Below are 22573 nucleotides of genomic sequence, written 5' to 3'. Positions count from 1 at the left end.
ACTGAATATTTTCCGTTTATTTAATCTCGTAAATCCAGCCTTCTGGAGCTTTTATTTCGCCCATCTGGATTCCTGTCAAAGTTTCACGGAGCTTTTTAAGAACAGGTCCGATTTCTTCCATTCCGCTTGGAACATTGATTTCTTTTTCGTGATCAACAATTTTTCCAATTGGAGAAATTACAGCAGCTGTTCCGCAAAGTCCGCATTCCGCAAAGTCCGCAAGCTCATTCTTGTTAATCTTGCGCTCCTCAACTTCAATTCCAAGATAATCTTTTGCAACCTGAATCAAAGAGCGGCGTGTGATTGAAGGAAGAATGCTGGTTGACTTTGGAGTAACAAGTTTTCCGTCCTTTGTAACAAAAAGGATATTTGCGCCGCCAGTTTCTTCAATATAAGTGTGTGTCGCAGGATCAAGATACATATTTTCTGCAAATCCGTTTCTGTGCGCATCCATGATATTGTGAAGGCTCATCGCATAATTAAGACCTGCTTTTATGTCGCCTGTTCCATGAGGAGCTGCTCTGTCCAAATCTGAAATGCGAACAACAATCGGCTTGACTCCGCCTTTAAAATACGGACCAACTGGAGTAACAAGAATTCTAAACTGATATTCGTCAGCAGGCTTTACTCCGATCACAGCATTTGAACCGAACATATACGGGCGGATATACAAAGTCGCGCCGCTTCCAAAAGGAGGAACCCAGTCAATGTTCGCCTTAACAGTATCAAGAACTGCCTGAACAAAACGCTCTTTTGGGAACACCGGCATTTCAAGACGCTCACAAGAAGAAGCCATGCGGTCAGCGTTCAAGTCCGGGCGGAAAGTAACAATCCTGCCGTCTTTTGTTGTGTAAGCCTTAAGACCTTCAAAGCAAGTCTGGGCATACTGAAGAACTCCAGCGCACTCAGAAATATGCACAGTAGCATCGGAAGTAAGCTCGCCTGCGTCCCATGCGCCGTTCTTGTAGTTAGCAACAAATCTCTTATCTGTTACCTGATAACCAAAAGGAAGATTCGCCCAATCAATATTCTTTGCCATACTTCACCTCGAAAAACCGGTATTTCCATGCCGGCAAGAATTTTGTAAACATATTAACACAAATGAAAAAATCAAACAATTAGCACAGGAAAGACATTCCGCTTAGAGCCGGAAGCAAACAGTATGAGAAAAACCAGGAATACAAGTACACGGTGAGCGGAACAACACTCATATTAACAGAAGAAGGCGAGCGGGATGGTTCATACGTGAAGATTATATGTAAATATGAGATCAGCAGCGAATCAGTAATAACACCGAAAGAAGCCATACTTTATATTGACGGCAATCTGAGCGAGAAGGATTCCAAAAACGAGACTGAAAATATAAAGAGAGCGACTTACCTAAAAGTGGAAAAAGCTCCGACTAAACGATATGACGAGTACTACAAAGACGGAAAGCAAATCACCAGCCAGGACCTCATGGCCAACAACAAAACCGCGCCTAAACAGACGCGGTCTTGTTATTCACATTGCATGGTGTAGAAAAAGATTGGCTATAGAGTTATTGTTTTATTATCAGAACATATTATTTTGATACCACTGCCGCTTTCAAAAGGAGGATTGTTACTGCCTATTGCAATTCCATTCCAATCATCCGACAAGCCTTTATATTTTACAGTTCCACCTTTCAGTTTATTGCATGAAACGAATGCACCTGTTTCAATTGAAGTTACACTAACCGGAATTGTTATAGATTCAAGAACCTCACAGCTCATAAATGCACTACTTTTTATTTCACTTACGCCATCTGGAATTTCTATGCTTGTTAGAGCCGTGCACTCCCTGAATACTTGCTCAGCTATTGAAGTTATTCCCGCCGAAAGAACTATGCTTTTTAGATTGGAACACTTAGTAAATGTTTGATTTCCAATTTCAGTAACGCTGTCCGGAATATATACATCTGTTAGAGACGAGCATCCATGAAATGCAGCCCTTTCTATTGTTGTTACACTGTCTGGAATCTCTATACTTTCAAGAGCCGTGCAACCATTAAATGAGTCTGAACCAATCGTAATTACTCCCCTTGGAATCTCTATGCTTGTTAGAGCCGTGCAGTCCCTGAACGCGCCAATAGCAATCGTTGTTACACTGTTTGGAATCTCTATGCTCTTAAGAGCAGAACAATTACGGAACGCAAGTTGTCCTATTTCATTCACAGTATCTGAAATCGTTACACTTGCAAGTGATGTGCATCCATCAAAAGCATTTTCATAAATAGAGCCTATTCCCTCCGGGAGAACTATGGCAGAAAGAGCTGTGCAGTTCTGAAACTTTGTCACACCAATTGAGCTAAGCCCGGTTGTCCTGCCAAGGTCAAGGCTTATACAACCTTCTGTAAGAACATCCTTTAAATTTTTAGCTATTTCTAACAAGCCGTCGTCATCTATCGGACCGGCAACAATTATGTTCCAGTTCTCGCCGTTATCATCGCTTATACGCTCAGCTATACGCTCCGCAGCCTGCGCCGCAGTGTACACTCTGTTCATAAGAACGCTGCATGAAGCCGTCTCACCCTCTGTAACTGCAACTTCCGCGCTTCCCACGCCGCTCAAGGCACCGCTTAAAGTCGCCTCAACGTCAACCGTGTAGCTTCCGGCATCAAGCTCATTGAACTCCACTGCCCCCCCGGCACGGCTGTCTGGCTTTCTATAACTTTTCCGCCTTTCAGCAGGGAAACTGTGTACGAGTCGGCCCTGTCACTGCTAGAGACATTCCGGGAAGAGCCCGGAAGCGCAACACGAACAGAGCCAGCTCCACCGTTTCCGCTTGCGGAATCCATGCACGAGGCAAGCATTAGCATTACCGCTGGTAAAATCAAGAAAATAGATTTCTTCATAGTTTTCTCCTGTTAATTTGAATACAATTCTATCTAAAAACAGATTCTGTTCGAGATGTGTCTGCAAAAATACGCACTGTTTTTCCTTTGAACTATCAACGTTGCCGCTTCCGCGGCAGCAAAACAGAGCGTTTTCTGCATTCGCCTCTCTTCCTGCGCCGTTTTTAACTGCTTTATAAAGCCCTGAATTAGGACTACCTATTTATATTATATATCAAACTGTCTGGAAAATCCAAAAGGAAACTAAAAAAAATATATTTTTTTTATAAAAAACACCTGATATTGTCTATACAGCTGAATTTTGCCTTTTTTAAGCCTTCATTTAAACAACGATGCGTACTGTAGCTGTCTGGGGGAAAAAAAGAAAGCGAAAAAAAATGTAAGCCAGTGCTACACCTTGAAAAGTCCAATCTTGCCGCCGATTTCTTTTACTGAGTCTGTAATATCGCCGGAAATTGCAGAAAGCATCTTCCTGCTCTCATCTGCAGCCGTGGAGTTTTCCTGCATTCTGTCCATACTGTCTTTTATTGTCAAAGCAGTTGACTGAAGCTTTTTCACTTTTGCAAGGATATGCCTGTTGTCCTCAGACATTTTCGCAGACGAAGATTTTACTTCGGCAGTAGAATCGTTCATAGACTGAAGGGCATCTATAATCTGCTTTGAGCCTATCTGATGTTCTTCCATCGCATTTTTTATCTGCGCCACAATCTGGCCTGTTTCCGCAATATTGTCTGAAACAAGCGAAAATTCCGACAATGTCTCATTTGAAAGAGAGACAACGCCTTTTATTGTCTCCTGAATTTTTGCCAGCCGCGCGCCTATGGAATGTGAGCGCTCCGATGAAGTTGCCGACAATTTTCTAATTTCATCCGCAACCACGCTGAATCCCCTTCCGGCCTCGCCTGCATGGGCTGCCTCAATCGCGGCATTCATAGCAAGAAGGTTTGTCTGCGAAGCAATGCCTGCAATCGCAAAGTTCGCGTCCTGAAGAATTTTCGACTGCTGCTCAATGTCAAGAATCATTTCATTTACATTCGACTGGTTGGCAATTCCAGTATTAGAATGCTCCTCAAACTGGTCAAAGGAAGAAATCATCTTGCCCACGGAAGCATTCACGGAAGATATATTGCCAATCATCTGTTCAATTGCAGAAGATGCCTGCTGAACATTTTCGGATTAAACCTGAATCATTTTTTCAAGAGACCCGATGCTCGAACTGATTTCATCTACTGCGCCCGCAGAAACATAGTAGGAAACCACTCCCACAAAAAGATTTGTGACAATGAGAGTTGAAACTAAAATAATTACAATAGATGATTTTTTAGCTTAATATTGTTCTTCATTTTCTTTTACGAATCTGCCGAAAATGCTACCACAAAATACCCCCTGTTGCAATAAAAATGAAGTATGCGCACAAGATGAACAAAATATACCTTTTCCGCTGCAATTGATAATCAATACGCCATTTGATATAATTGCAGTGCTTTTCGGGCAATAGCGCAGTTGGTTAGCGTGCGTGTCTGGGGGGCACGAGGTCCCGGATTCGAATTCCGGTTGCCCGATTTTCAAGCAAAACAATCAAAGAAGGTGCATTATGGATTTTGTTTCACAGTTAAAGGAAAAGGCTAAGACAGCCGGAAAAAAAATCGTTCTTTGCGAAGGCGAAGACAAGAGAGTTGTTGAAGCGGCTGCAAAAATCGTAAAGGAAGGAATTGCAAAAATCATTCTTATCGGAAACGCAGAAGAATGCGCAAAGGCAGCTCCAGGAGTTGACCTTTCAGGAATTGAGCTTGTAGATCCAGTCACAAGCCCAAACACAGACAAGTATGCAGAACTTTTGTTCAAAACACGTGAAGGCAAAATCAACAAGAAAACTGGGCAGGCAGAATATCCTTCAGTTCAGGATGCAAAAAACTACATTCTCAAAGACCGCACAATGTTCGGAGCTCTTATCCTCAAGGCAGGAGATGCGGACGGATTTGTAAGCGGAGCTTGCCATTCAACAGCAAACACATTGCGTCCAGGACTTCAGGTTATAAAGACCGCGCCTGGAATAAAGACAGTTTCATCAAGTTTTATCATGGTTGCCCCGGAATGCGGAAACAAATACATAAAAGAAGGTGTTGCGCTTCTTGCTGACTGCGCAATCAACATTGAGCCTTCAAGTGAAGAACTTGCAGACATTGCAGTTGCAACAGCCGATACAGCAAAGAAAATTGCAGGAATCGAGCCAAGAGTCGCCATGCTAAGCTTCAGCACAAAAGGAAGCGGAAACGATGACAAGTTCTTCAAGAGCGTTCCAAAAGTTCAGGAAGCAGTAAAACTTGCTCAGGAAAAAGCACCAGACTTGGCATTGGACGGAGAATTTCAGTTTGACGCCGCGGTTGCTCCAGAAGTTGGAGAGCTAAAAGCTCCGGGAAGCAAAGTTGCAGGACACGCAAATGTTTTTGTATTCCCAAATATCAACGCAGGAAACATCGGCTATAAGATTGCCCAGAGAATGGGCGGCTGGATGGCAATTGGACCTGTATGCCAAGGATTCGCAAAACCGCTTAACGACCTTAGCCGCGGCTGCAACGTTGACGACATTGTTGCAACAGTAGCAGTTACGGCATTGCAAGCATAAGCAAACACAAGCTGTCCTAACCGGGCAGCTTTTTAATTTTTATGCTATAATATAAATGCAATGGAATCAAATAATATCAACTTGAAAAAAATACAAGAACTTTGCAAAGAGCATAAAATCCGCTGGACAAGGCACATTCTTACAAGGCTTATTCAGCGTGGAATTAGCCAAGCTGACGTTGAAAATGCCATAATGAATGGCAAAATTATAGAGCAGTATGTAGACGACTATCCTGTGCCAAGTTGCCTTATTCTTGGCAAAACAGAATCAAACAAAAAACTGCACATCTGTTGCAGTTCAAACGAAGAGTATATATGGATGATAACGGCATACTATCCTAGTTCAGAAAACTGGAACAAAAACTTTGATACAAGAAAAAAACAGGAGGATTATAATGAAAAATGAAAACTGCTTTTTCTGCAAAGGAAAAATGAAAGAAGATATTACAACATTCATGGCAGACCTTGGAAAATGCATTGTAATTATCCGCAATGTTCCTTGTCTAAAATGCTCTCAATGCGGCGAAGAGCTTTTTACTGATGAAGTCGCAAAAAACATCGAAAAGATTGTAAACAAGCTAAAGGAAAGTGTTACAGAAATTGCTGTTACTGACTACAAAACAGCAGCATAAATATCCATTCCAGCATCAAATGCAAGAACGACACTAAAAGACAAACACAAGCTGTCCTAATCGGGCAGCTTTTTTATTTACCCTGCGACCGCGTTTGCAGCTCCGAATCCAAGCAATGTCAAAACAAGCATAATCATGCCGGCAAGCAGAACGCCTCCCATAACGGCAAGAGATGTCTTTTTTCCGTCCAAGTCCAAAAGGCTAGCTGCAAGAGTTCCGGTCCAAGCTCCAGTTCCCGGAAGCGGAATTCCTACAAAAAGAAAAAGCGCAAAGTAAAGCCCGCGTCCAGCTTTTGCCTGCATTTTTTCACCGGCAGCAGTTCCCCTGAGCAAAAAGAAACGGCAGATTCCGCCTACAAGACGCTTGTTCTGCCCCCACTCCAAAAATTTTCTTGCAAACAAAAAAATAAAAGGAACTGGAATCATATTTCCAATTATGCTGATAATATAAGAAGAAATCACCGGCAGTTTTAACGCCTGCGAAACAGGAATCGCGCCCCTAAGCTCAATAAGCGGCACCATCGAAATAAAAAACACCCAAAGAAAATTTTTTAACATAGCTCATTTTAGCATACTTAAGAAATCATTCGCAACTACAACACAAAATGCAATTTTCAAAATGATTTTTTCTTAGATGCCGCCCAGATTCCAACGCTCATCAAATAGTTTCCGCCGATTACAACAAACGTCCAGCCCACAGAAGCAAGAATACTCTGCTCATAAACGTGAAGAAAAAAATACGGACCAACCAAAACACGGGCAATATTCAAGACAAAAAGAACAGCCGCATAAACTAAAGTAGGAACAATAGCGTAAACAGTATACGAAAATTTCAGAGGAATTTCTTCAAAGCAGATAAAAGAAACCAAAGCCAAAACAGGACACATAAAGTGCATAAAAAGCCCAGAACCTTCAAGCATATAGTGGCTGAAATTTTTCATTGTGTAGCCGCCAGCATTCGGAATGAGCAAAGCCAGAACAACCGTAATTGTGAGCGTTGTGCAGCAAACCGCAATGTAAGAAAACAATTTTACTGAATCAGGAACCTTTTTTCCTGAACGTAGAAAACTGATTTTACAAGCCGCCATTACAGCACTTGAAATTCCCAAAAAGATATTGCTGTCCTGCGTATAAAACTTAAAGAAACTAAATCCGCCATATTCAATTAAAGACAAAATCACAGCAGCAATTTCAAATGCAGCAATCAGAATATTCAGCGCAAGTGAAAAATAAATTCTCTTCTTCATTTAAACGACCTAGATTAAGGGTTGTCTAACAAGTTCTAAATGCCATTGCCATACTTGATATGGCAACGACATTTTTTTAGTATACGCTCAGGATTTTCTGAAGTTTTTCTTTTCCGATAATCCTAAAGAAACTTGCAAGGCGCGGCCCCTGATCTTTTCCAATCAAAGCATGATACAAAGCTGTAAACAATGCCTTTGACTCAAGGCCGAGTTCTGTCGCAATGTCGTACATTGCCTGCTGGCATTCCTTGTCAACCGCAAAAGTATCAAGGCGCGGAACAACTTCATCACGCACACGGCGCACAGCAGTCAGCATTTCGCCCGAAATATCTTCAGCCTTAGAACCATCTTCTCTTAAAGTAAAGCAGAAATCCGGAGCGCAGTCTGGAGCGCTTTCTTTAATCCAGTACCAGGCGCATTCACAGCGGCGGCGCAAAGTTTCCTTCTGTTCTTCCTTTACATCCTTGAGAGAAGCAATAACCGCATCGATGTCGCCTGAATAAGTCTGAAGCAAAGTTGTAAGCAGGCGGAAGGCAATCTGGTACGGCTGAACTTTCGGCATTCCGTTTTCAATCTGGCTAAGCTCGTAAATGCGTTTTTCCTTGAGGAACAAATCTTCGTTCTTTGCCTTGTCGATTCCCCAAGCAATTCGTTCTGTCTTATCGTAGGCTTCGTATATTGTAACAACGTCCAAGTCAAAGCTGATGCTGAACTCATGGTCAACTTTGTTCATGGCGAAAATGTAGCGCAAAACTTCCGGCTGATAAACTTCAAGAGCATCAACAAGCGAAATTACTTTTCCTTTTGAAGACGACATTTTTCCAGGAACGCCCTTGAGTTTTACAAAGTCGTACTTCATTGTAACAGGAGCGTCCCATCCAAAAACTTTCTTGCTTACAAGTTTTGCAGTGTCGTAGCTTCCGCCTGGAGAAATGTGGTCTTTTCCGCCCGGCTCAAACACAACTTTTTCTTCGTTCCATCTCATCGGCCAGTCAACACGCCAGCCCAATTTGAATTCTTTTGAAGTGCGAAGGTCGCCTTTTTCTTCATGTCCGCAAGCCTTGCATTTATATGTAACGCCATACTCACCGTCGTAATCAAGAATTTCTGTTTCGTCTTTATTGCATTTGCAACAGAAAGCGGCAACAGGCCAATAAACATCTTCCGGCTTCATTTTGTGCTGCTCATCGCGATATTCGTTCAGGCATTCTTTTATAAGCTCACGGTTTTGCAATGCCTTTTTCATTCCTTCTGCATAACGGTTTGCTCGGTAACGGCTAGCCTGATACAAAAACTCAGGATGAATTCCTACACGCGGAAGCTGAGTTTCTATGTCAACCTCATGGTGGCGCGCATAGTTTTCATCGCGTCCGAAAGTGTCCGGCACCATTGTAATTGGATAGCGCAGATATTTTTCAAGAACTTCCGGCTGAGGCATATTGCCCGGCACTTTTCTAAACACATCGTAGTCGTCCCAGGAATAAATAAAGCGCACATTCTTGCCACGGTCGCGGAGAGCGCGCACAATCAAATCTACAGTAATAATTTCGCGGAAGTTTCCAATGTGAACTGTTCCGCTCGGGGTAATTCCAGAAGCGCAGGTATAAAGGTCAAGGTCGCCTTTCTGCTTGATAATTCTTGAAGCCTGCTGGTCAGCCCAGTGGCAAAGTTCTTTTTCGTTTCTTTCTGACATAATGCGGACTATTATATTGAAAAAAAAGGCAATGTGCAACGCAAGTTTTTGGAGGAAAGACAACCCTCTACTTCAGAAGCGAAGCGATTTTATCGCCGTTTTCTTTCCTCCAAACCACCTATCTTTCCCAGCACTGTTTAAAAAACCAGCAATTAATTTACGCTAAACAATTTATAATTTGCTTTCAAATTCCTTTATTAGATTAATAAACTCCCTATGCGGTTCAGCAATAAGTGACTCGTCAAAATCATCTACAGGCTTGTACCATTTCATTCTATTATTAAAAAACACCCGCAAATCCTTTGAGGCAAAGAGGTAGCCGTAATATGCATATATAGTGTTTCTAAGGATACGAAGCTGGCTTTTATTTAGGCTTGGCAGATAGTATTCACGCAGCCTTCTTTTACATTCTTCACAGTATTCTTCTCTTGACGTTGACGAATATGGAATGTCTCTAAGGATATACCAATAGAAGTTGTTTGCAAGAATCTCGTTGATAAAATTTTCTTCAAGATAAACTTCACCGATAATTTCAGGTATTGTAAAGTCTGAAGAACTGGCATCAGCTCCGTATGACCAAAGCATATAATGTCCTCTTTCGGGATAGAAAGTTAACACAGGAGCATCATTAGATTCCATCATTGCAAATTCCCTATCTCTTGCAGGAGCTGATTTATCACTATGATCTTCTTTAAATAAAAATATTCTATCATCATTATTGATTATCAAGCCGCCATAAAATAATAACATTTTTTCATTGACCATGTATTTATAATGATTATTTTCATATACAATAAATTTTATTTTACCTTCGTTCTCAGCAAAACAGCATAAAGAGCGTAAAACAAATAAAACAATCAGTAGAATTAGTTTTTTCATTTAGAGTAACCCCATAATATTCATAAAAGCGGCGAATGCACGCATCCGCTCTAAGAAAGTCTCGTCATCAATGACAATTTTTTTTGCAATGCTTCTCATTTCTTCTTCTGACAAGTTCCGTTGTTTAGGTTTGTTTGGATTTCCCACAAGATATTCAATCTCAATAGATTTTGTCGTTTTGAACACATATTCAAGATAATTAGGCATAATAATCTCGCAGCATTCTAATTCACCTTCATTCCACCAATCATTGTCAAAAACAAACTGCCCATCAAAGCTGTCTAAAATCATTCCGTCATCTTTGTATTCCTCTACATTAAAACGGAAATGTGAATAGTCAAAAAATTTCGTCGATTCAAACATCAGCGCATAGGCTGCGGGCATATTGTACCTCCAAGAGATAGCGATATTCTCGTCCTTGTAAATACTGAATGTAAACTTGTCTAGCGTGCAGGCAATAATTTCATCATTTGAAAGCTCAGCTTCTCTTCCGCTGTCAAATACAATTCTTATCTTTATGTCTTGAATGGTTTCCGTCCAGCCAGAAACAGTCTTAGGATTTTTTATCATTATTTCATAGGCCGCATATTGGTCAATTTTATCCGTAAGTTTTTCTGACACCGAAAAAATCTTTTTATTATTTTTATCAAGCACAGTATAAGAAAAAATCATTTCCTTTATTGGCTCATCACTGACATTGCAAACTTTCACCTCGACATAGTTTCCGAAAAATACAAAGGGACTTATGGCAATGGGCGCAACCATATCTTCGTAGACGGTTCGGAAAACCTTTTTTTTATATTCTGTTTCATGTTTTACTACAATCTTGATAGTTTCCGCAGTCTTTATACCTCGCGATGTGGCTGACTGCACACACAAAATCAATATAATTGCCATCAGAATAAGGACGTTGATTTTGTTTGGTTTCATAATTTTTTCTTCAATTTTTGTCAGATTATACAAGTTAAAAAAGTTTCTTACAATAATTCGAGGCTTGCATCTCTAAAAGCCGTAATTCTTATTTGTATGGGTCAGGCTCATATTTGCGGAACTTGTATTCGGAAGTGTACAAGTCTATCACTTTGAGTATATCTTCTTTCTTGTCAAAGCAGGAATATTTCTGATATGCTGGATACGCCTCTGTGCCGTCGTTATGAGATTCGGGAACAATCGCCGAAACGCACGTGTCTTCCCATTTGTCGCCCTTGTAAACTTCCGCAATTTTCAACTCTAGTTTTTTTGTTTCATGGTTCAGGTTGAAGAATTGAAAACACACACAATCCTCAAGCTCAAAAGTGTATTCGCTGCCGTTATCCAAGTCCCGGACAAAAAATGCCTTTACGCGGGAATTCTTTCGGTACAATTCCGGCTTCTTTGCATCAACATAGCCGTTCAGAATCATAATCTTTTTGAAAGGCTTTTCCGAAGTCATTTTTATAACTGTGCCGATTCCGTAACCGCTTTCACCCTCGACCCAGGGAATATGGTCATAATTCCATGAAAGGCTCTCGTAATGGTCAGTGGGCGCAAAAGCAAATGTGCCAAGATTTTCGGCTGAATAGACCACAAAGCCGCTCCTCGTGTTTTCAGAAAGCGAAGATGATGCAGAATATGTAACTTTGAACCACGGATTGTAAAAATATCCTCGCATTTGCGCATATTCATTATTCTTGCAATTTCCGCCTAACTTGACCGCAAGTTCCGGAATGAACATGATTTCGTCATAATAAAACCAGCCGTTCTCGTCAAGCCTGAAATCGCTACGGCTAAGTTTCTCATAAAAGCTGTCTTCCCAGCAAATTCGATATATCGCTTCAGGAGTCAGAAAATAAGATGAATCCCATGTGAATTCAAAGCGAAGATATTTGTCCTTGGACAAATCTACGGCAAAAGATGAAGCAATGAAACCAAGAAAAATCATCATCATAAAAAGTAATTTTCTCATTTTATCTCCAACATAAGGAATTCCAGACATGAACAAGTTTAACAAAAAATTCTGTTCGCTTCCACAGTTACGGCAAAAGCGGTATAATAAGCACATTATGGAACACAATATGATTTTATCAGCATCCGGCTGGAGAAAAGTTTTTACAGAAAGCATGGATGCGGAAGACACTTCGCCAAAAATCGGAGAAGCAAACAGCTTTCTTTGTCTTTTAATTGCGGAAACATTCGCAGAATATATAATTTCAAAAACAGGAAAAAAAGAGCCGTCAGTTGTAGTAGCAACAGACACACGCCCCACAGGAAAAGAAATCGCGCTCAATGTGATTCAAGGACTTTGCGCCTGCGGAATAAAAATTGTTTTCCTTGGAACTGCCGCCGCCCCGGAAATTATGGCGTATTCAAAAAAACACGACGGATTTCTCTACATTTCAGCAAGCCACAATCCTGTAGGACACAACGGAATAAAATTCGGACTGAACAACGGAGGCGTTCTTGAAGCCGGGGAATCAAAAAAACTTGCGGAAAGCTTTGCAGCAAAATGCAGTTCAGTCGGAGCAGAAGACCACGCACTTTCGCTTGCATTCAAAGCTCAAAAGGCACAAGTTGAAAATGTGTACGCAAAATGCGCCAAGTATAAAAAACAGTCTCTTGCCGCCTACGAAAAATTTATAAAGACCGTAATAGCCGGAAGTCCAAAAATTTTATTTCAGCACAAGCTGTTCAGCATTTTAAAAAAAGCAGCGCAGAAAAATCCGCTTAGCCTTGTGTGCGACATGAACGGTTCTGCCCGCGCAACTTCAATAGATAAAAAATTTATTCCGGAAAGCGGAATCAGTTTTATTCCATTCAACGAAGATAAAATTGTTCACGCAATAATTCCAGAGCCAGAAAATCTTGTGCATTGCGCGCAAAAAATCAATGAGCTCCAAAAAGAAGGAAACAAATCAGCCCTGCTCGGATATATGCCAGACTGCGACGGCGACCGAGGAAACATTGTCTACTGGAACGGCAAAGAGGCAAAAACCGTGCCGGCACAAGAAGTGTTCGCGCTATGCGTAATGTCGGAACTTGCATTTGAATACTGGAAAAATCCGGACACAAAAAATCTTGCGGTAGCTGTAAACTGCCCTACTTCCATGAGAATTGACGAAATCTGCGCCAGACTGAATGCAAAAGTATTCCGCGCAGAAGTTGGAGAAGCAAATGTAGTGAACCTTGCGCGTGAAAAAAGAAGCGAAGGCTTTAACGTAAGAATATTCGGGGAAGGAAGCAACGGCGGAAACATAACATACCCTTCTGCGGTAAGGGATCCAGTTGCAACAATTTTTGCGCTGGTAAAACTTCTTGCGCTGCGAGACACAAAAAATAAAATTGGCTTGTTCCACTTGTGGTGCAAGATGTCCGGGCAGGAAGAAAAATACAATGACAACTTTACCCTAAACGATGTTATTTCCACGCTGCCTGAATATACAACAACAGGCGTAAGCGAAAGCCGCGCAGTTCTTCAAGTAAAAATGCAGGACAAAGGCAAGCTCAAGGAAAACTTCAGAAAAGAATTCATTTCATCTTGGGAAGAAAAAAAAGAGCAGCTCAAAAATGAATACGGAATTTCAAGCTACGAAGCATTCACAACAAACGGCACAAAAGAAACTGTTGCCGCTCAAAACTGGAACAATGCGAACGGCGGACTAAAAGTAAAATTCCTGGACAGTTCAAATCACCCTGCAGCCTTTATCTGGATGCGTCCAAGCGGAACAGAGCCGGTCTTTAGAATAATGTGCGATGTAAAAGGAAACAAGACGCAAGAAGAAAAAGCCCTGCTTGAATGGGAAACAGAGCTTCTGCAAAAAGCGGACATTGAATCTTAAAATTTACAAAACATATTTTTCTATAAAGTCGCCAACGCCGCTTGAATCGTTATCTTTTTCAGTGATAAAGTCAGCGGCGTTTTTTATGTAGTCAATTCCATTGCTCATGCACACGCCGTAACCGCATTTTTCAATCATACTTTCATCGTTCATGCTGTCTCCGAATCCCATTGTAGATGAGCGCGGAATTCCAATGTAGTCAGCAAGCCAGTTTATAGATTCACCTTTTCCGCAGTTCGGCGGAAGGATTTCAAGAAAGAACGGTTTACTTGTAAATATAACGGCGGAATCTCCAAGTTCTTCCTTGAGTTTTTTTTGCAGCACTTGAAGAGTTTCAGGCTCGCCAGGAACAAGCATCTTAGGAAATTTTTTTTCAGTCAGGAAAGTTTCGTAGTCGTCTATAACTTTTCCTTTTAAACCGCACATATCAACGTCCTTGCGCGTCCAAGGAGTTTCTTCTGCATAGAAAATTGTGTCCGGGGAATAGACTTCGCTTCTAAGCCCCATTTTTTCAGCTTCGGAATTGACCTTTAGAAGAATAGAAGAATCAACGCTGCAAGTGTAAATCTGCTTTCGCTCGTGCATATCAAAAACGCTGCATCCGTTTATTGCAATTATAAATTTTCCAAACTCGCTGCCAGCAATGTCCAGCCTGCGCACAAAAGGCAGAATTCCATCTTCCGCGCGTCCAGAGCAAAGCACAACATAAATTCCGCGGCGAGCGCATTCCTGAAGCACCTGCACATTTTTGTCGCTGATTTTTCTATTTGAATCCAAAAGAGTGTCGTCCAAGTCAAGCGCAATAAGCCTTACATCAAGAGCACAAGAAGGAAACTTTGCCATATAAACCTCGCATAAAAAATCTTGGCAGATTATAAACTACACATAAAGTTGTTTCAATGGGAGTTGTAAGGATAGCTTTAATGTTTGCCAAGTTCTAAAAGATATTCCTCCACATTTCTATACAAAACACCATCTTCTGTTTCCAAGTTTTTTCCTCTATATAAAACTACCTTGCTCAAAATCTTACCATAGCGAAATTCTGTCTGTTCACATTTTTTTGTATCGACAAGATGATGATACTGCTCTTTAGAAATTTCTTTGCTGTGCTTAATCTTATATATTTTACAGTTAACATTTTCAGAATCATAGACAACCATATCAAATTCACCTACAGCAAACTTAAGCTTAAAAATATCTTTTTCAGGGTTAGCTTTTTTTGTTTCCAGCAAAACAATTTCCTCAAGAATACGACCTTTCACATCATCAAGAATTTTATCTGTAATTCTTTTTCTATCAATTGCGGAAATATTTTTAAAAACGTCATCCATCATAAGACTTTTTACAAGAGATTCCGCCTGCGAATAACGCAAGCCTGGCTGGCTAAAAACAGTTAAAAAAGCTCTATTGTTCAAATCAGCCATGGAAACAACAGGAATATTGCAAGTCAAATCAAGAATATCCAAGTATTCTTTAATTTCTTTGCGATGAACATCCTTGATTTCTATAGTCTGATTCTCTTTATTTAAAATTTCCAAAGCCTTCATAAGATTTTTTATCAGCTTCGGTTTATTAACAGTATCAAGAATATCTGTAGGATTAGTTCTATCATTACGGACATTTCTTTGCGCCAAGCCAAAATCATGGGATTTAAAATCGCGCGTCAAAACATCAATAGTAAAACGATGATTCATATCTTCTACAATTCTATTGATTACATTTGTCAGCTCATGTTTTTCATATAGCTCATAAAGATTTCTAAAATGATCTTCATATTGGTAATTTTTAAGCGAATGCTGTATGTTTCTGGCAATTGCAGTATTTACATATTCATCAGTACTCTGCTTTGTACCAAAAATTGAATTATTATAATTTTCACCGCTACGGCTCATTGTGCCGCCGTATTTAATATATTCATCAATACTTTGAATTCCAAGAATATCATAAAACTCCCGGAACGGAATAAATGTTGTATGCAAAAGAATGCATCGATCATAAAGCTGCTCATCTTCAGAAAAAATAAAACCAAGAGAATCTGTTCCAGAAAGAACTATCTTCATTCCACTAGCAGCAAAAACGTCAGAAAAAAGCGCAGCTCCATCAATAAAATCTTCCATCAGTGTAACTTCATCAATAAAGACATATTTATAGCCTTTAGATTCCAGCACTTTTAAATCCTTGTTTACATCAGAAAGCGTATTATTTGAATTTATCTGAATAAAAACTGATTTAGAAAAATTACTTTCCAGCATATTATAAATAATCTGACGAACTAAAGTAGTTTTTCCAGTTCTTCGCAGACCATAAAGAATAAATACTTTATCATGCGTTTCATTGTATATAAAATTTTTTATATCTTCATATATATAACGTTTTTTATAAGAACTTACAGATGCCGCAAAAGTCTTTAGAGGCTCTCCAATTCTGACATCACAATTATAGATATTATCTTTTTCAAGCTTTGCCGAAAAAACATGAATTTTAGAATTCCTCATCTCCTTTAATTTTTCCTGCAAAAGTTTTCTCTCTTCTATTTGAGCTTTTAAAAGCTCAGCTTCTTTTTCTTTTACAGTCCGCGAAAATTGCCTGCCGTTCTCTGTCCATTGATAATAAAGATATTTTTTTCCTTTTATCGTTTTTGCTGTAATTCCACCAGCTGGAAGAGTTTCTATTTTTTTCCTAAGTTCTTCTATGCCATTCATGCTTCAATATTAACTTAATTAACTTACTTTAACAAGTTAATTAAGTTAACCTATGCAATAAATAAAATCTCTAAAAAGCAAACAAATCTCTTGACAAAGTGCCGGGGGGGGGTAAGATAGGGTAACAAAATTAACAAGGAGTTATGTTATGAAAAAGTTTAATAAACTTTGCATGATTTTAGCAACAATTTTATTACCAGTTATACTATCAAGTTGTGATGATGGTTGCGACGGAGGAAATAAATCAGAAATAACAAATAATCAGGAGAACAGAGAGGAAACATATTCAGATGACACGATTTCTCTTAGTTCATGGATTCCACGAGATGCCTATAAAATTGAGCTAGATGAAAGTGTTAAAAATAATGAATACTTAAAAGATGTAAAATCTATCTCCGCAGAATTAGCTTCTAATCATAAAGCGGGAAGCTTTTATACTAAAGATGGATCCAATTATAATTATTATACTGGATTTGCAATAACATCAGCAGAACTAGAAGAACTTCTTGAAATAGTAACCGAAGGTTATTTAAAAGATTCCGTAGAGCAACACATTTTCAAACAAATAGATTCAGATGTAAAAGTTCTTTATGGAGCATTAGAAATAAGCTATGACAAAAAAACAATATCAGGAAAAATTCTAAAACAAGAGACAAGAACTCCAGTTACTTTCTATAATGGTAAAGACATCAATGGAAATACCGATTCTTCTAATTCCTCTGAATATAAACCTAGTGATGTAATTCTTACATTCATGGGAAAACTCACACAACCAAGCACATACAAAGTTGAATACGACTACACTTATTCTTCTTTTGGAGAAAAAAAATATTATTACTACCCTGGCACAATAACAATCACAAAAGTACAAATGGGATCAAACTAGCAATAAGCTATTGTCAGCTTTTGCTGCAACAGTTTTTATAATTCATTTTAAAGGAGCATACAAATGGGAAAGACAACTGTAAAACCAGGCAACAGCCACGCAGGGGAAGGCGGAAGAATGCCTTCAACAACAGGAAACCCAAGCGATGGAAACCGCGGCAACAATCCGCCTAGCAAATAACATCGCATTGGTTTTATGACACAAAAAAAAGGATGCCCCAACCGGGCATCCTTTTTTCTACAGTTCTACATTTATCTTGTGAGTTTGCGGTACATGGTCTTGTGAGGATGGTCGTCGTCAATGCCAAGGACGTTTTTCTTCCATTCTACGTATTCGCTCCAGTTGCCTTCAAAACACTTGACTTCGCTGTTGTTTTCAAACGCAAGAATGTGAGTGCAGATACGGTCAAGGAAGTAGCGGTCGTGGCTGATTACAAGAACGCAGCCTGCAAAACTGTTGATTGCCTCTTCAAGCGAGCGCGTTGTAGAAATATCAAGGTCGTTTGTAGGTTCGTCCAAAAGCAAAACGTTTCCCGCTTCCTTGAACATAAGCCCCATGTTCAGCCTGTTTTTTTCTCCGCCGGAAAGCACGCTGATTTTTTTGTTCTGTTCCGCGCCGTTAAAGTTGAACCAAGAGCAATACGCATGGGCATTCACTTCACGCAACGCTCCATTTACAGGCCGTCCTTTTTCGTCCACAGCACCAAGCTTTATAAGGTCAGCTCCTCCAGAAAGAAGCTCAAGTACTGTCTTGTCTGGGTCTAGTTTGCTTCTCATCTGATCTACATACACAAGCTTTACAGTGTCGCCTACTTTTATTGTGCCGGAATCTGGAGTTTCTTCTCCTTCACCTGTGGCAGCCTTTGCAAGCATTTTGAACAAAGTAGTTTTTCCGGCACCGTTAGGTCCAACAACTCCAACAACAGCACCAGCAGGAATTGCAAAGTCAAGGTTTTCAAAAAGGAGCTTGTCGCCAAATGATTTTGTAAGACCGCTCGCTTCAATTACAAGGCTTCCAAGACGAGGTCCTGCCGGAATTGAAATCTGGCTGTCTTTAAGCTGAACACGTTTCTGCTCTTCCGCCAAAAGCTGCTCGTACTTTGTGATATGCTCTTTGTGCTTTGCCTGCCTTCCTTTTGCGCCTGCGTGAATCCATTCAAGCTCTTCTTTCATTTCGCGCTGACGAACGCTTGCCTGTTTTTCTTCCTGCTCAAGACGCTTTTCCTTTGCTTCAAGCCATTCAGAATAATTTCCTTTAAACGGATAGCCTTCACCTCTGTCCATTTCAAGAATCCATCCGGCAACATTGTCAAGGAAGTAGCGGTCATGAGTAATCGCAATGATTGTGCCTTTGTAGTCACGAAGGTGGCGTTCAAGCCAGGCGACAGTTTCTGCGTCAAGGTGGTTAGTAGGTTCGTCCAAAAGCAGAATATCAGGCTGCTGAAGAAGAAGGCGGCACAAGGCAACACGGCGGCGTTCACCTCCAGAAAGCACGTCCACAACTTGGTCAGCAGGAGGACATCTTAATGCGTCCATTGCAAGCTCAAGGTTTGTGTCCAAATTCCATGCATCCGCAGCATCAAGTTTTTCCTGAAGCTCAGCCTGTCTTGCGCAAAGCTTGTCAAAGTCAGCGTCAGGGTCTCCAAACGCCTCGTTCACTTTGTCGAATTCAGCAAGCAAATCTGTAATCGGCTTTACGCCTTCCATTACAATTTCTTTTACAGTCTTGCCTGCTTCAAGCTGCGGTTCCTGCTCCAAATATCCCATTGTGAATCCAGGAAGCAGATGAGTTTCGCCTGTAAAATCGTTGTCAACGCCCGCAAGAATTTTAAATAAAGAAGACTTACCGGCGCCGTTTTCACCAATAACGCCGATTTTTGCTCCGTAATAATATGAAATGCTTATGTCTTTAAGAACAACTTTAGTCCCGTAAGCGCGGGAAACCCGATCCATTGTGTAAATAATTTTCTTATCGTCTACAGTCTTTGCCATATGCCCAATTGTAGTTTATATAATGATAATTTGCAATTAAAGCTGAAAAAATGCAGACATAAAAACAGCTCAAAAGTTACTGAGTTTTCACTCAAAAGTTACTGAGTTTTGACCCAAAAGTTACTGAGAAATGAGATGGAAAATCAGCACGGAAAGCTCATAACACGAATAGTTCTATTTCAAGGTTTGGTCATTAATCACTCTCCATTATAAGGAAGCCCCATCTGTGCATACCAGAACGACTTGCGGATTTCCCTATTAAAGCAAGGGTCATACCTGTCTCCCCAGAAATGCTCCATACGATAGTTTGTATAGCTTCCCTGCGGCTCAATATAGAACACTTTATTACCAGACCTGACCGACACAAACAGGTGGTTCATGCCTGTATTAAAGTTCTTGTTAAAGACAATCTGAGCAGATTTAGAGTCATCAGGATATATCTTAGCCCAAAGATAAATAAACATGACTGTAAAATCCTGGCAGTTAACCTGATGGTCGCCATTCATGTCATATACATTCTTATGTGTTTCATCAAGCACACGGATTATCTTGCTCTCTGTAATATCATCTATAATAGGATAGACAGCTCCCTTAGTATCTAGGGCATATGTGCACAAGAAGTAAGCAGCCGCTAAAGGGATAAATATTGCAAACAGAAAAACTATAGCCATCCATTTCAGGCTGTTGAAGAAATATTTCCAGCGCGAAGCTGACGTAGCACGGAATGAAATGTCATTATCAAGTTTCCGCTGAATAATCTTTGCAGCAAGGTTATCAACCTTAAGCAGGTCAACAGGCAGAAGATTCCTGACACCTTGCTGGTACAGACTTAACTTGCTGCATTCTAAGCAGTCATCAAAATCACATTGACCTGTTTCTCGCAGGCAGTAGCATGTTGCTTTTGTTTCTGCAAGAGTTTTAAGGTTCTTGTCAATCTCTGTTTCCATTCCTATGCGTGTTGTCTTTGTTTCCATCTAAAATCTCCCATATACAGAACAAGTTTTAATACCTTAAATCAAATCTGTGTTTTTAATCCATTCTATATTATCCCCAAGTATCTAGTATAATTCCTAGGATACAAATAGAAATACCTATACAAATGAAAAATGCCGCAATAACAAACTCTACTTGCATAATATCACACCTCTCTTTCAAGTTTTAAACCATTTACATAAGCTTTTTTTTTGACTGCTTTTCACCAAGAGCTATTCTTGCTCCGTTTTTGGCAAAAAATTTTATGATTTTACTGCGTTCATTTGCTCCTCCAATATTTATTTCTGCTTATATATATAAAGAGTTCTTTCTGTTCGGAAAATTAACACTTTTAAATAAAAAAAAATCCGCCCGGAGTAATTCCGAACGGATTGAAAACCGAATAAATGCCTTTTAAAAACAGTTCTCATTGTTTTTTTGCAAATCAAAGAAGCTGTCTATCTTTCTACTTCTGTCGGAAAGCGTTTTTTCAGGAATTCCGAACAGTTTTGACACATCTTTTTGGGTATACTTAAATTTTTTGTTCTCTGACTTAGCAAGCTCCTGTTTTGCAAAATAATCTTCGGCAAGCTCCATGTTTATAAAATCGTACTTTTTGTGTTTTTCTTCTATCCAGCCTGAATCTGGAAATTCTGCATCATGAAGAATTCTGTAGGTGAACATTACGCAAAGCGATTTGCGGACATCAGTTCTTACCGCTCTTGTATATATTTCAATGTCGTCAAAGAGCTTATTAAGCTTACTGTCATTTTCGATTTTATCATCCAAGCTTGCAGGTTTATCATCAGGCTCAAAATCGAGTAAAGTTACCGTCTCGCCATTCTTGCCAACAGGAGAATCAAAAGACAACGCTTTAAATTCCTCCTCATTTTTGACGCATAGCTTTTTAAGATTGTTGCAAAGAGCCTTATAAAAGTAGCCTGAATATGATGAAGAACATGGGGATTTTTTCCAAGAATTCCAGCACGCCTCAATTGTTTTTACAATTTCCATGCATAAATAATCTTCCTTGCCCCTGAATTTTTTACAGCAAATTTTATCGCCATAAGACAAAAGCTCTGCAAATGCCTTATTCTTAAGCGCAGCAGGAGTTTCTGTTACAGGCCCGTCGCAGAGTTCCGGTGTAAAATATTTTTTGCAGAGAAGATTGATGGGATTTTCTTCTTTTGATTTTGAATCTTCCATAAACAACCCCAAAAACGCTAAAGTTCAAACAAAGTGTTGAGCATTGCCAGAGCAGACGCTCCGTCCGGAGCTTTCATTACAGAAGCCATGGAATTCAGGTAGTACAGTGATGTAACATCAAAAATTTCAGCGGTATCGGGAATCGGATGTTTGTTTTTATCAAAATCTACTTTTCCATAAACAATGTTCTTAATATCCGCATCAAAGAATTTCTCCGCAAATCCAAGCACATAAAACAGAACCGGCGTTAAAGTCTTGGGGCCAAAAGTCATATCCGTATAAATTTCGCAGCCAGTCTCAAGCGAATTCACCAGCTGCCTGAACCTTGAATGCAAGACCTGGTTTGTCTCCCTGAATGCCTCCCTCACCTCGACATAAGAAATATCAGCTTTGATTTCAGAATTGATTTTGTCAAGCTCGTTTTTTTGGAGCTTCAGATTATCGTCAGAAAATTTTCCTTCTGTAACAATTCTTACAATCTTGACCTCATCACCTTTTTCAAGCGTTTTTGCAAGCAGAGAATCCACCGTAAAAAGCACAGGCTTTTCATATTCGATTGCCTTGTTTTCTTCAGATTTGTAGACAATGCCTTCTTTTATTTCCTGCATCGGAATTGTTGCAAATACAATTTTTTTCATTTTATCATGCCTCCCTAAATAAATTTCTCAAAAAACACCAGACGTCATTAAGCGGACTTTGCAATCCGTTTTACCAAAAATGACAGCAGCTCTATCGCAATTCCGGTCAAAGCGATTGTGATTGACATTCTTGGATTTGACTGAATCACGTCAAACGCAATTTTTTTAATTCTTAAAATAAAGTCTTTGTTTTTTATTCAGACAAATACAAATCTTGATTTTAGCAGAATTTTGATTGAGTTTTAATCCCTTAAATCAGGTCTATGTTTTTAATAATAAGATTGCAGAAGAGAATAATCAGCTTCAGCGAGATTCCTAGTTTTAATCCCTTAAATCAGGTCTATGTTTTTAATTAACTTTTGATGTCGATGAGTATTCACTCATCGAGAGTTGTGTTTTAATCCCTTAAATCA

Annotated in this window: 22 protein-coding genes and 1 tRNA gene; 7 read left to right on the top strand and 16 right to left on the bottom strand. The window is 39.8% G+C overall.

Annotated elements, in window-relative coordinates:
• Positions 1–16: 16 nt before the first annotated feature.
• Complete coding sequence (locus B3209_RS08125) at positions 17–1039, bottom strand: branched-chain amino acid aminotransferase (protein WP_296662435.1); 1023 nt, start codon at positions 1037–1039, stop codon at positions 17–19.
• 152 nt (positions 1040–1191) lie between these two features.
• Between B3209_RS08125 and B3209_RS08120 the strand changes: the two genes are divergently transcribed.
• Positions 1192–1521, top strand: coding sequence for a hypothetical protein (locus tag B3209_RS08120; protein WP_296662433.1), 330 nt, complete (start codon positions 1192–1194; stop codon positions 1519–1521).
• A gap of 11 nt (positions 1522–1532) precedes the next feature.
• Here B3209_RS08120 and B3209_RS08115 read toward each other — a convergent pair whose 3' ends face one another.
• From B3209_RS08115 to B3209_RS08105, 3 genes are all read right to left on the bottom strand, one after another.
• A complete protein-coding gene (locus B3209_RS08115) occupies positions 1533–2657 on the bottom strand; it encodes a leucine-rich repeat domain-containing protein (protein WP_296662430.1) in 1125 nt (374 codons plus the stop codon).
• Positions 2600–2875: a hypothetical protein gene (locus B3209_RS08110; protein WP_296091400.1), complete on the bottom strand. Its 276-nt coding sequence runs from the start codon at positions 2873–2875 to the stop codon at positions 2600–2602. Before B3209_RS08110 ends, B3209_RS08115 begins: the two co-directional genes overlap by 58 nt.
• A gap of 390 nt (positions 2876–3265) precedes the next feature.
• Positions 3266–4012: a methyl-accepting chemotaxis protein gene (locus B3209_RS08105; protein ID WP_296662426.1), complete on the bottom strand. Its 747-nt coding sequence runs from the start codon at positions 4010–4012 to the stop codon at positions 3266–3268.
• Positions 4013–4363: 351 nt separating this feature from the next.
• Here B3209_RS08105 and B3209_RS08100 point away from each other — a divergent pair.
• The 4 genes from B3209_RS08100 (at position 4364) to B3209_RS08085 (ending at position 6132) form a co-directional block, all read left to right on the top strand.
• Positions 4364–4437, top strand: a tRNA-Pro gene (locus tag B3209_RS08100).
• A gap of 32 nt (positions 4438–4469) precedes the next feature.
• The gene (gene pta, locus B3209_RS08095; protein ID WP_296662423.1) at positions 4470–5501 is read left to right on the top strand and encodes a phosphate acetyltransferase; all 1032 of its coding nucleotides are present in this window, start codon (positions 4470–4472) and stop codon (positions 5499–5501) included.
• 60 nt (positions 5502–5561) lie between these two features.
• Positions 5562–5906, top strand: a complete 345-nt coding sequence (locus B3209_RS08090) for a DUF4258 domain-containing protein (protein ID WP_296662422.1) — start codon at positions 5562–5564, stop codon at positions 5904–5906.
• Positions 5896–6132 carry a type II toxin-antitoxin system MqsA family antitoxin gene (locus B3209_RS08085; protein WP_296662420.1) on the top strand — a complete coding sequence of 79 codons (237 nt, stop codon included), beginning with the start codon at positions 5896–5898 and terminating at the stop codon, positions 6130–6132. Before B3209_RS08090 ends, B3209_RS08085 begins: the two co-directional genes overlap by 11 nt.
• Before the next feature lie 77 nt (positions 6133–6209).
• Here B3209_RS08085 and B3209_RS08080 read toward each other — a convergent pair whose 3' ends face one another.
• From B3209_RS08080 to B3209_RS08055, 6 genes are all read right to left on the bottom strand, one after another.
• Positions 6210–6689 carry a COG2426 family protein gene (locus B3209_RS08080; protein WP_295796564.1) on the bottom strand — a complete coding sequence of 160 codons (480 nt, stop codon included), beginning with the start codon at positions 6687–6689 and terminating at the stop codon, positions 6210–6212.
• Positions 6690–6745: 56 nt separating this feature from the next.
• Positions 6746–7378, bottom strand: a complete 633-nt coding sequence (locus tag B3209_RS08075; protein WP_296662418.1) for a hypothetical protein — start codon at positions 7376–7378, stop codon at positions 6746–6748.
• Positions 7379–7454: 76 nt separating this feature from the next.
• Positions 7455–9071, bottom strand: a complete 1617-nt coding sequence (gene lysS / locus B3209_RS08070) for a lysine--tRNA ligase (protein WP_296690386.1) — start codon at positions 9069–9071, stop codon at positions 7455–7457.
• Positions 9072–9242: 171 nt separating this feature from the next.
• The gene (locus tag B3209_RS08065; protein WP_296690384.1) at positions 9243–9950 is read right to left on the bottom strand and encodes a YARHG domain-containing protein; all 708 of its coding nucleotides are present in this window, start codon (positions 9948–9950) and stop codon (positions 9243–9245) included.
• Entirely contained in the window at positions 9951–10880 is a 930-nt protein-coding gene (locus B3209_RS08060) for a hypothetical protein (protein ID WP_296690381.1), read from the bottom strand.
• An 88-nt stretch (positions 10881–10968) separates the two neighbouring features.
• Positions 10969–11895, bottom strand: a complete 927-nt coding sequence (locus B3209_RS08055) for an NADase-type glycan-binding domain-containing protein (protein ID WP_296665033.1) — start codon at positions 11893–11895, stop codon at positions 10969–10971.
• 97 nt (positions 11896–11992) lie between these two features.
• Between B3209_RS08055 and B3209_RS08050 the strand changes: the two genes are divergently transcribed.
• Positions 11993–13765, top strand: coding sequence for a phosphoglucomutase (locus B3209_RS08050; RefSeq protein ID WP_296665031.1), 1773 nt, complete (start codon positions 11993–11995; stop codon positions 13763–13765).
• Positions 13766–13768: 3 nt separating this feature from the next.
• On the opposite strand, the gene B3209_RS08045 is transcribed toward B3209_RS08050, so the two are convergent.
• Positions 13769–14608, bottom strand: a complete 840-nt coding sequence (locus B3209_RS08045; protein ID WP_296665029.1) for a Cof-type HAD-IIB family hydrolase — start codon at positions 14606–14608, stop codon at positions 13769–13771.
• Between the two features lie 77 nt (positions 14609–14685).
• Positions 14686–16467 (bottom strand): AAA family ATPase, encoded by a 1782-nt coding sequence (locus tag B3209_RS08040; protein ID WP_296665027.1) that lies wholly within the window; start codon positions 16465–16467, stop codon positions 14686–14688.
• Between the two features lie 148 nt (positions 16468–16615).
• On the opposite strand from B3209_RS08040, the gene B3209_RS08035 reads away from it, so the two are divergent.
• A complete protein-coding gene (locus B3209_RS08035; protein WP_296665025.1) occupies positions 16616–17353 on the top strand; it encodes a hypothetical protein in 738 nt (245 codons plus the stop codon).
• Positions 17354–17604: 251 nt separating this feature from the next.
• Here B3209_RS08035 and ettA read toward each other — a convergent pair whose 3' ends face one another.
• From ettA to B3209_RS08015, 4 genes are all read right to left on the bottom strand, one after another.
• A complete protein-coding gene (gene ettA / locus B3209_RS08030; RefSeq protein ID WP_296665023.1) occupies positions 17605–19344 on the bottom strand; it encodes an energy-dependent translational throttle protein EttA in 1740 nt (579 codons plus the stop codon).
• Between the two features lie 197 nt (positions 19345–19541).
• Entirely contained in the window at positions 19542–20318 is a 777-nt protein-coding gene (locus tag B3209_RS08025) for a hypothetical protein (protein ID WP_296028908.1), read from the bottom strand.
• A gap of 412 nt (positions 20319–20730) precedes the next feature.
• On the bottom strand, positions 20731–21522 hold the full coding sequence (locus tag B3209_RS08020; RefSeq protein WP_296665021.1) for a hypothetical protein: 792 nt from the start codon (positions 21520–21522) through the stop codon (positions 20731–20733).
• 17 nt (positions 21523–21539) lie between these two features.
• The gene (locus B3209_RS08015) at positions 21540–22160 is read right to left on the bottom strand and encodes a TM1812 family CRISPR-associated protein (protein WP_296665019.1); all 621 of its coding nucleotides are present in this window, start codon (positions 22158–22160) and stop codon (positions 21540–21542) included.
• Positions 22161–22573 lie beyond the last annotated feature (413 nt).

Origin of the sequence: Treponema sp. UBA6852, from assembly GCA_002449305.1 — a bacterium.
In the GTDB taxonomy this organism is placed as follows: Bacteria; Spirochaetota; Spirochaetia; order Treponematales; family Treponemataceae; genus Treponema_D.
Note: the sequence above shows the minus strand (reverse complement) of the source record. Positions and strands in the feature narration are given on the sequence as shown.

Excerpts from the sequence above, each read along its gene's own strand:
- B3209_RS08125 (WP_296662435.1), bottom strand. The coding sequence starts at position 1,039 with ATGGCAAAGAATATTGATTGGGCGAATCTTCCTTTTGGTTATCAGGTA.
- B3209_RS08110 (WP_296091400.1), bottom strand. The coding sequence starts at position 2,875 with ATGAAGAAATCTATTTTCTTGATTTTACCAGCGGTAATGCTAATGCTT.
- B3209_RS08105 (WP_296662426.1), bottom strand. The coding sequence starts at position 4,012 with ATGATTGGCAATATATCTTCCGTGAATGCTTCCGTGGGCAAGATGATT.
- pta (WP_296662423.1), top strand. The coding sequence starts at position 4,470 with ATGGATTTTGTTTCACAGTTAAAGGAAAAGGCTAAGACAGCCGGAAAA.
- B3209_RS08090 (WP_296662422.1), top strand. The coding sequence starts at position 5,562 with ATGGAATCAAATAATATCAACTTGAAAAAAATACAAGAACTTTGCAAA.
- B3209_RS08085 (WP_296662420.1), top strand. The coding sequence starts at position 5,896 with ATGAAAAATGAAAACTGCTTTTTCTGCAAAGGAAAAATGAAAGAAGAT.
- B3209_RS08080 (WP_295796564.1), bottom strand. The coding sequence starts at position 6,689 with ATGTTAAAAAATTTTCTTTGGGTGTTTTTTATTTCGATGGTGCCGCTT.
- B3209_RS08075 (WP_296662418.1), bottom strand. The coding sequence starts at position 7,378 with ATGAAGAAGAGAATTTATTTTTCACTTGCGCTGAATATTCTGATTGCT.
- lysS (WP_296690386.1), bottom strand. The coding sequence starts at position 9,071 with ATGTCAGAAAGAAACGAAAAAGAACTTTGCCACTGGGCTGACCAGCAG.
- B3209_RS08065 (WP_296690384.1), bottom strand. The coding sequence starts at position 9,950 with ATGAAAAAACTAATTCTACTGATTGTTTTATTTGTTTTACGCTCTTTA.
- B3209_RS08060 (WP_296690381.1), bottom strand. The coding sequence starts at position 10,880 with ATGAAACCAAACAAAATCAACGTCCTTATTCTGATGGCAATTATATTG.
- B3209_RS08055 (WP_296665033.1), bottom strand. The coding sequence starts at position 11,895 with ATGAGAAAATTACTTTTTATGATGATGATTTTTCTTGGTTTCATTGCT.
- B3209_RS08050 (WP_296665031.1), top strand. The coding sequence starts at position 11,993 with ATGGAACACAATATGATTTTATCAGCATCCGGCTGGAGAAAAGTTTTT.
- B3209_RS08045 (WP_296665029.1), bottom strand. The coding sequence starts at position 14,608 with ATGGCAAAGTTTCCTTCTTGTGCTCTTGATGTAAGGCTTATTGCGCTT.
- B3209_RS08040 (WP_296665027.1), bottom strand. The coding sequence starts at position 16,467 with ATGAATGGCATAGAAGAACTTAGGAAAAAAATAGAAACTCTTCCAGCT.
- B3209_RS08035 (WP_296665025.1), top strand. The coding sequence starts at position 16,616 with ATGAAAAAGTTTAATAAACTTTGCATGATTTTAGCAACAATTTTATTA.
- ettA (WP_296665023.1), bottom strand. The coding sequence starts at position 19,344 with ATGGCAAAGACTGTAGACGATAAGAAAATTATTTACACAATGGATCGG.
- B3209_RS08025 (WP_296028908.1), bottom strand. The coding sequence starts at position 20,318 with ATGGAAACAAAGACAACACGCATAGGAATGGAAACAGAGATTGACAAG.
- B3209_RS08020 (WP_296665021.1), bottom strand. The coding sequence starts at position 21,522 with ATGGAAGATTCAAAATCAAAAGAAGAAAATCCCATCAATCTTCTCTGC.
- B3209_RS08015 (WP_296665019.1), bottom strand. The coding sequence starts at position 22,160 with ATGAAAAAAATTGTATTTGCAACAATTCCGATGCAGGAAATAAAAGAA.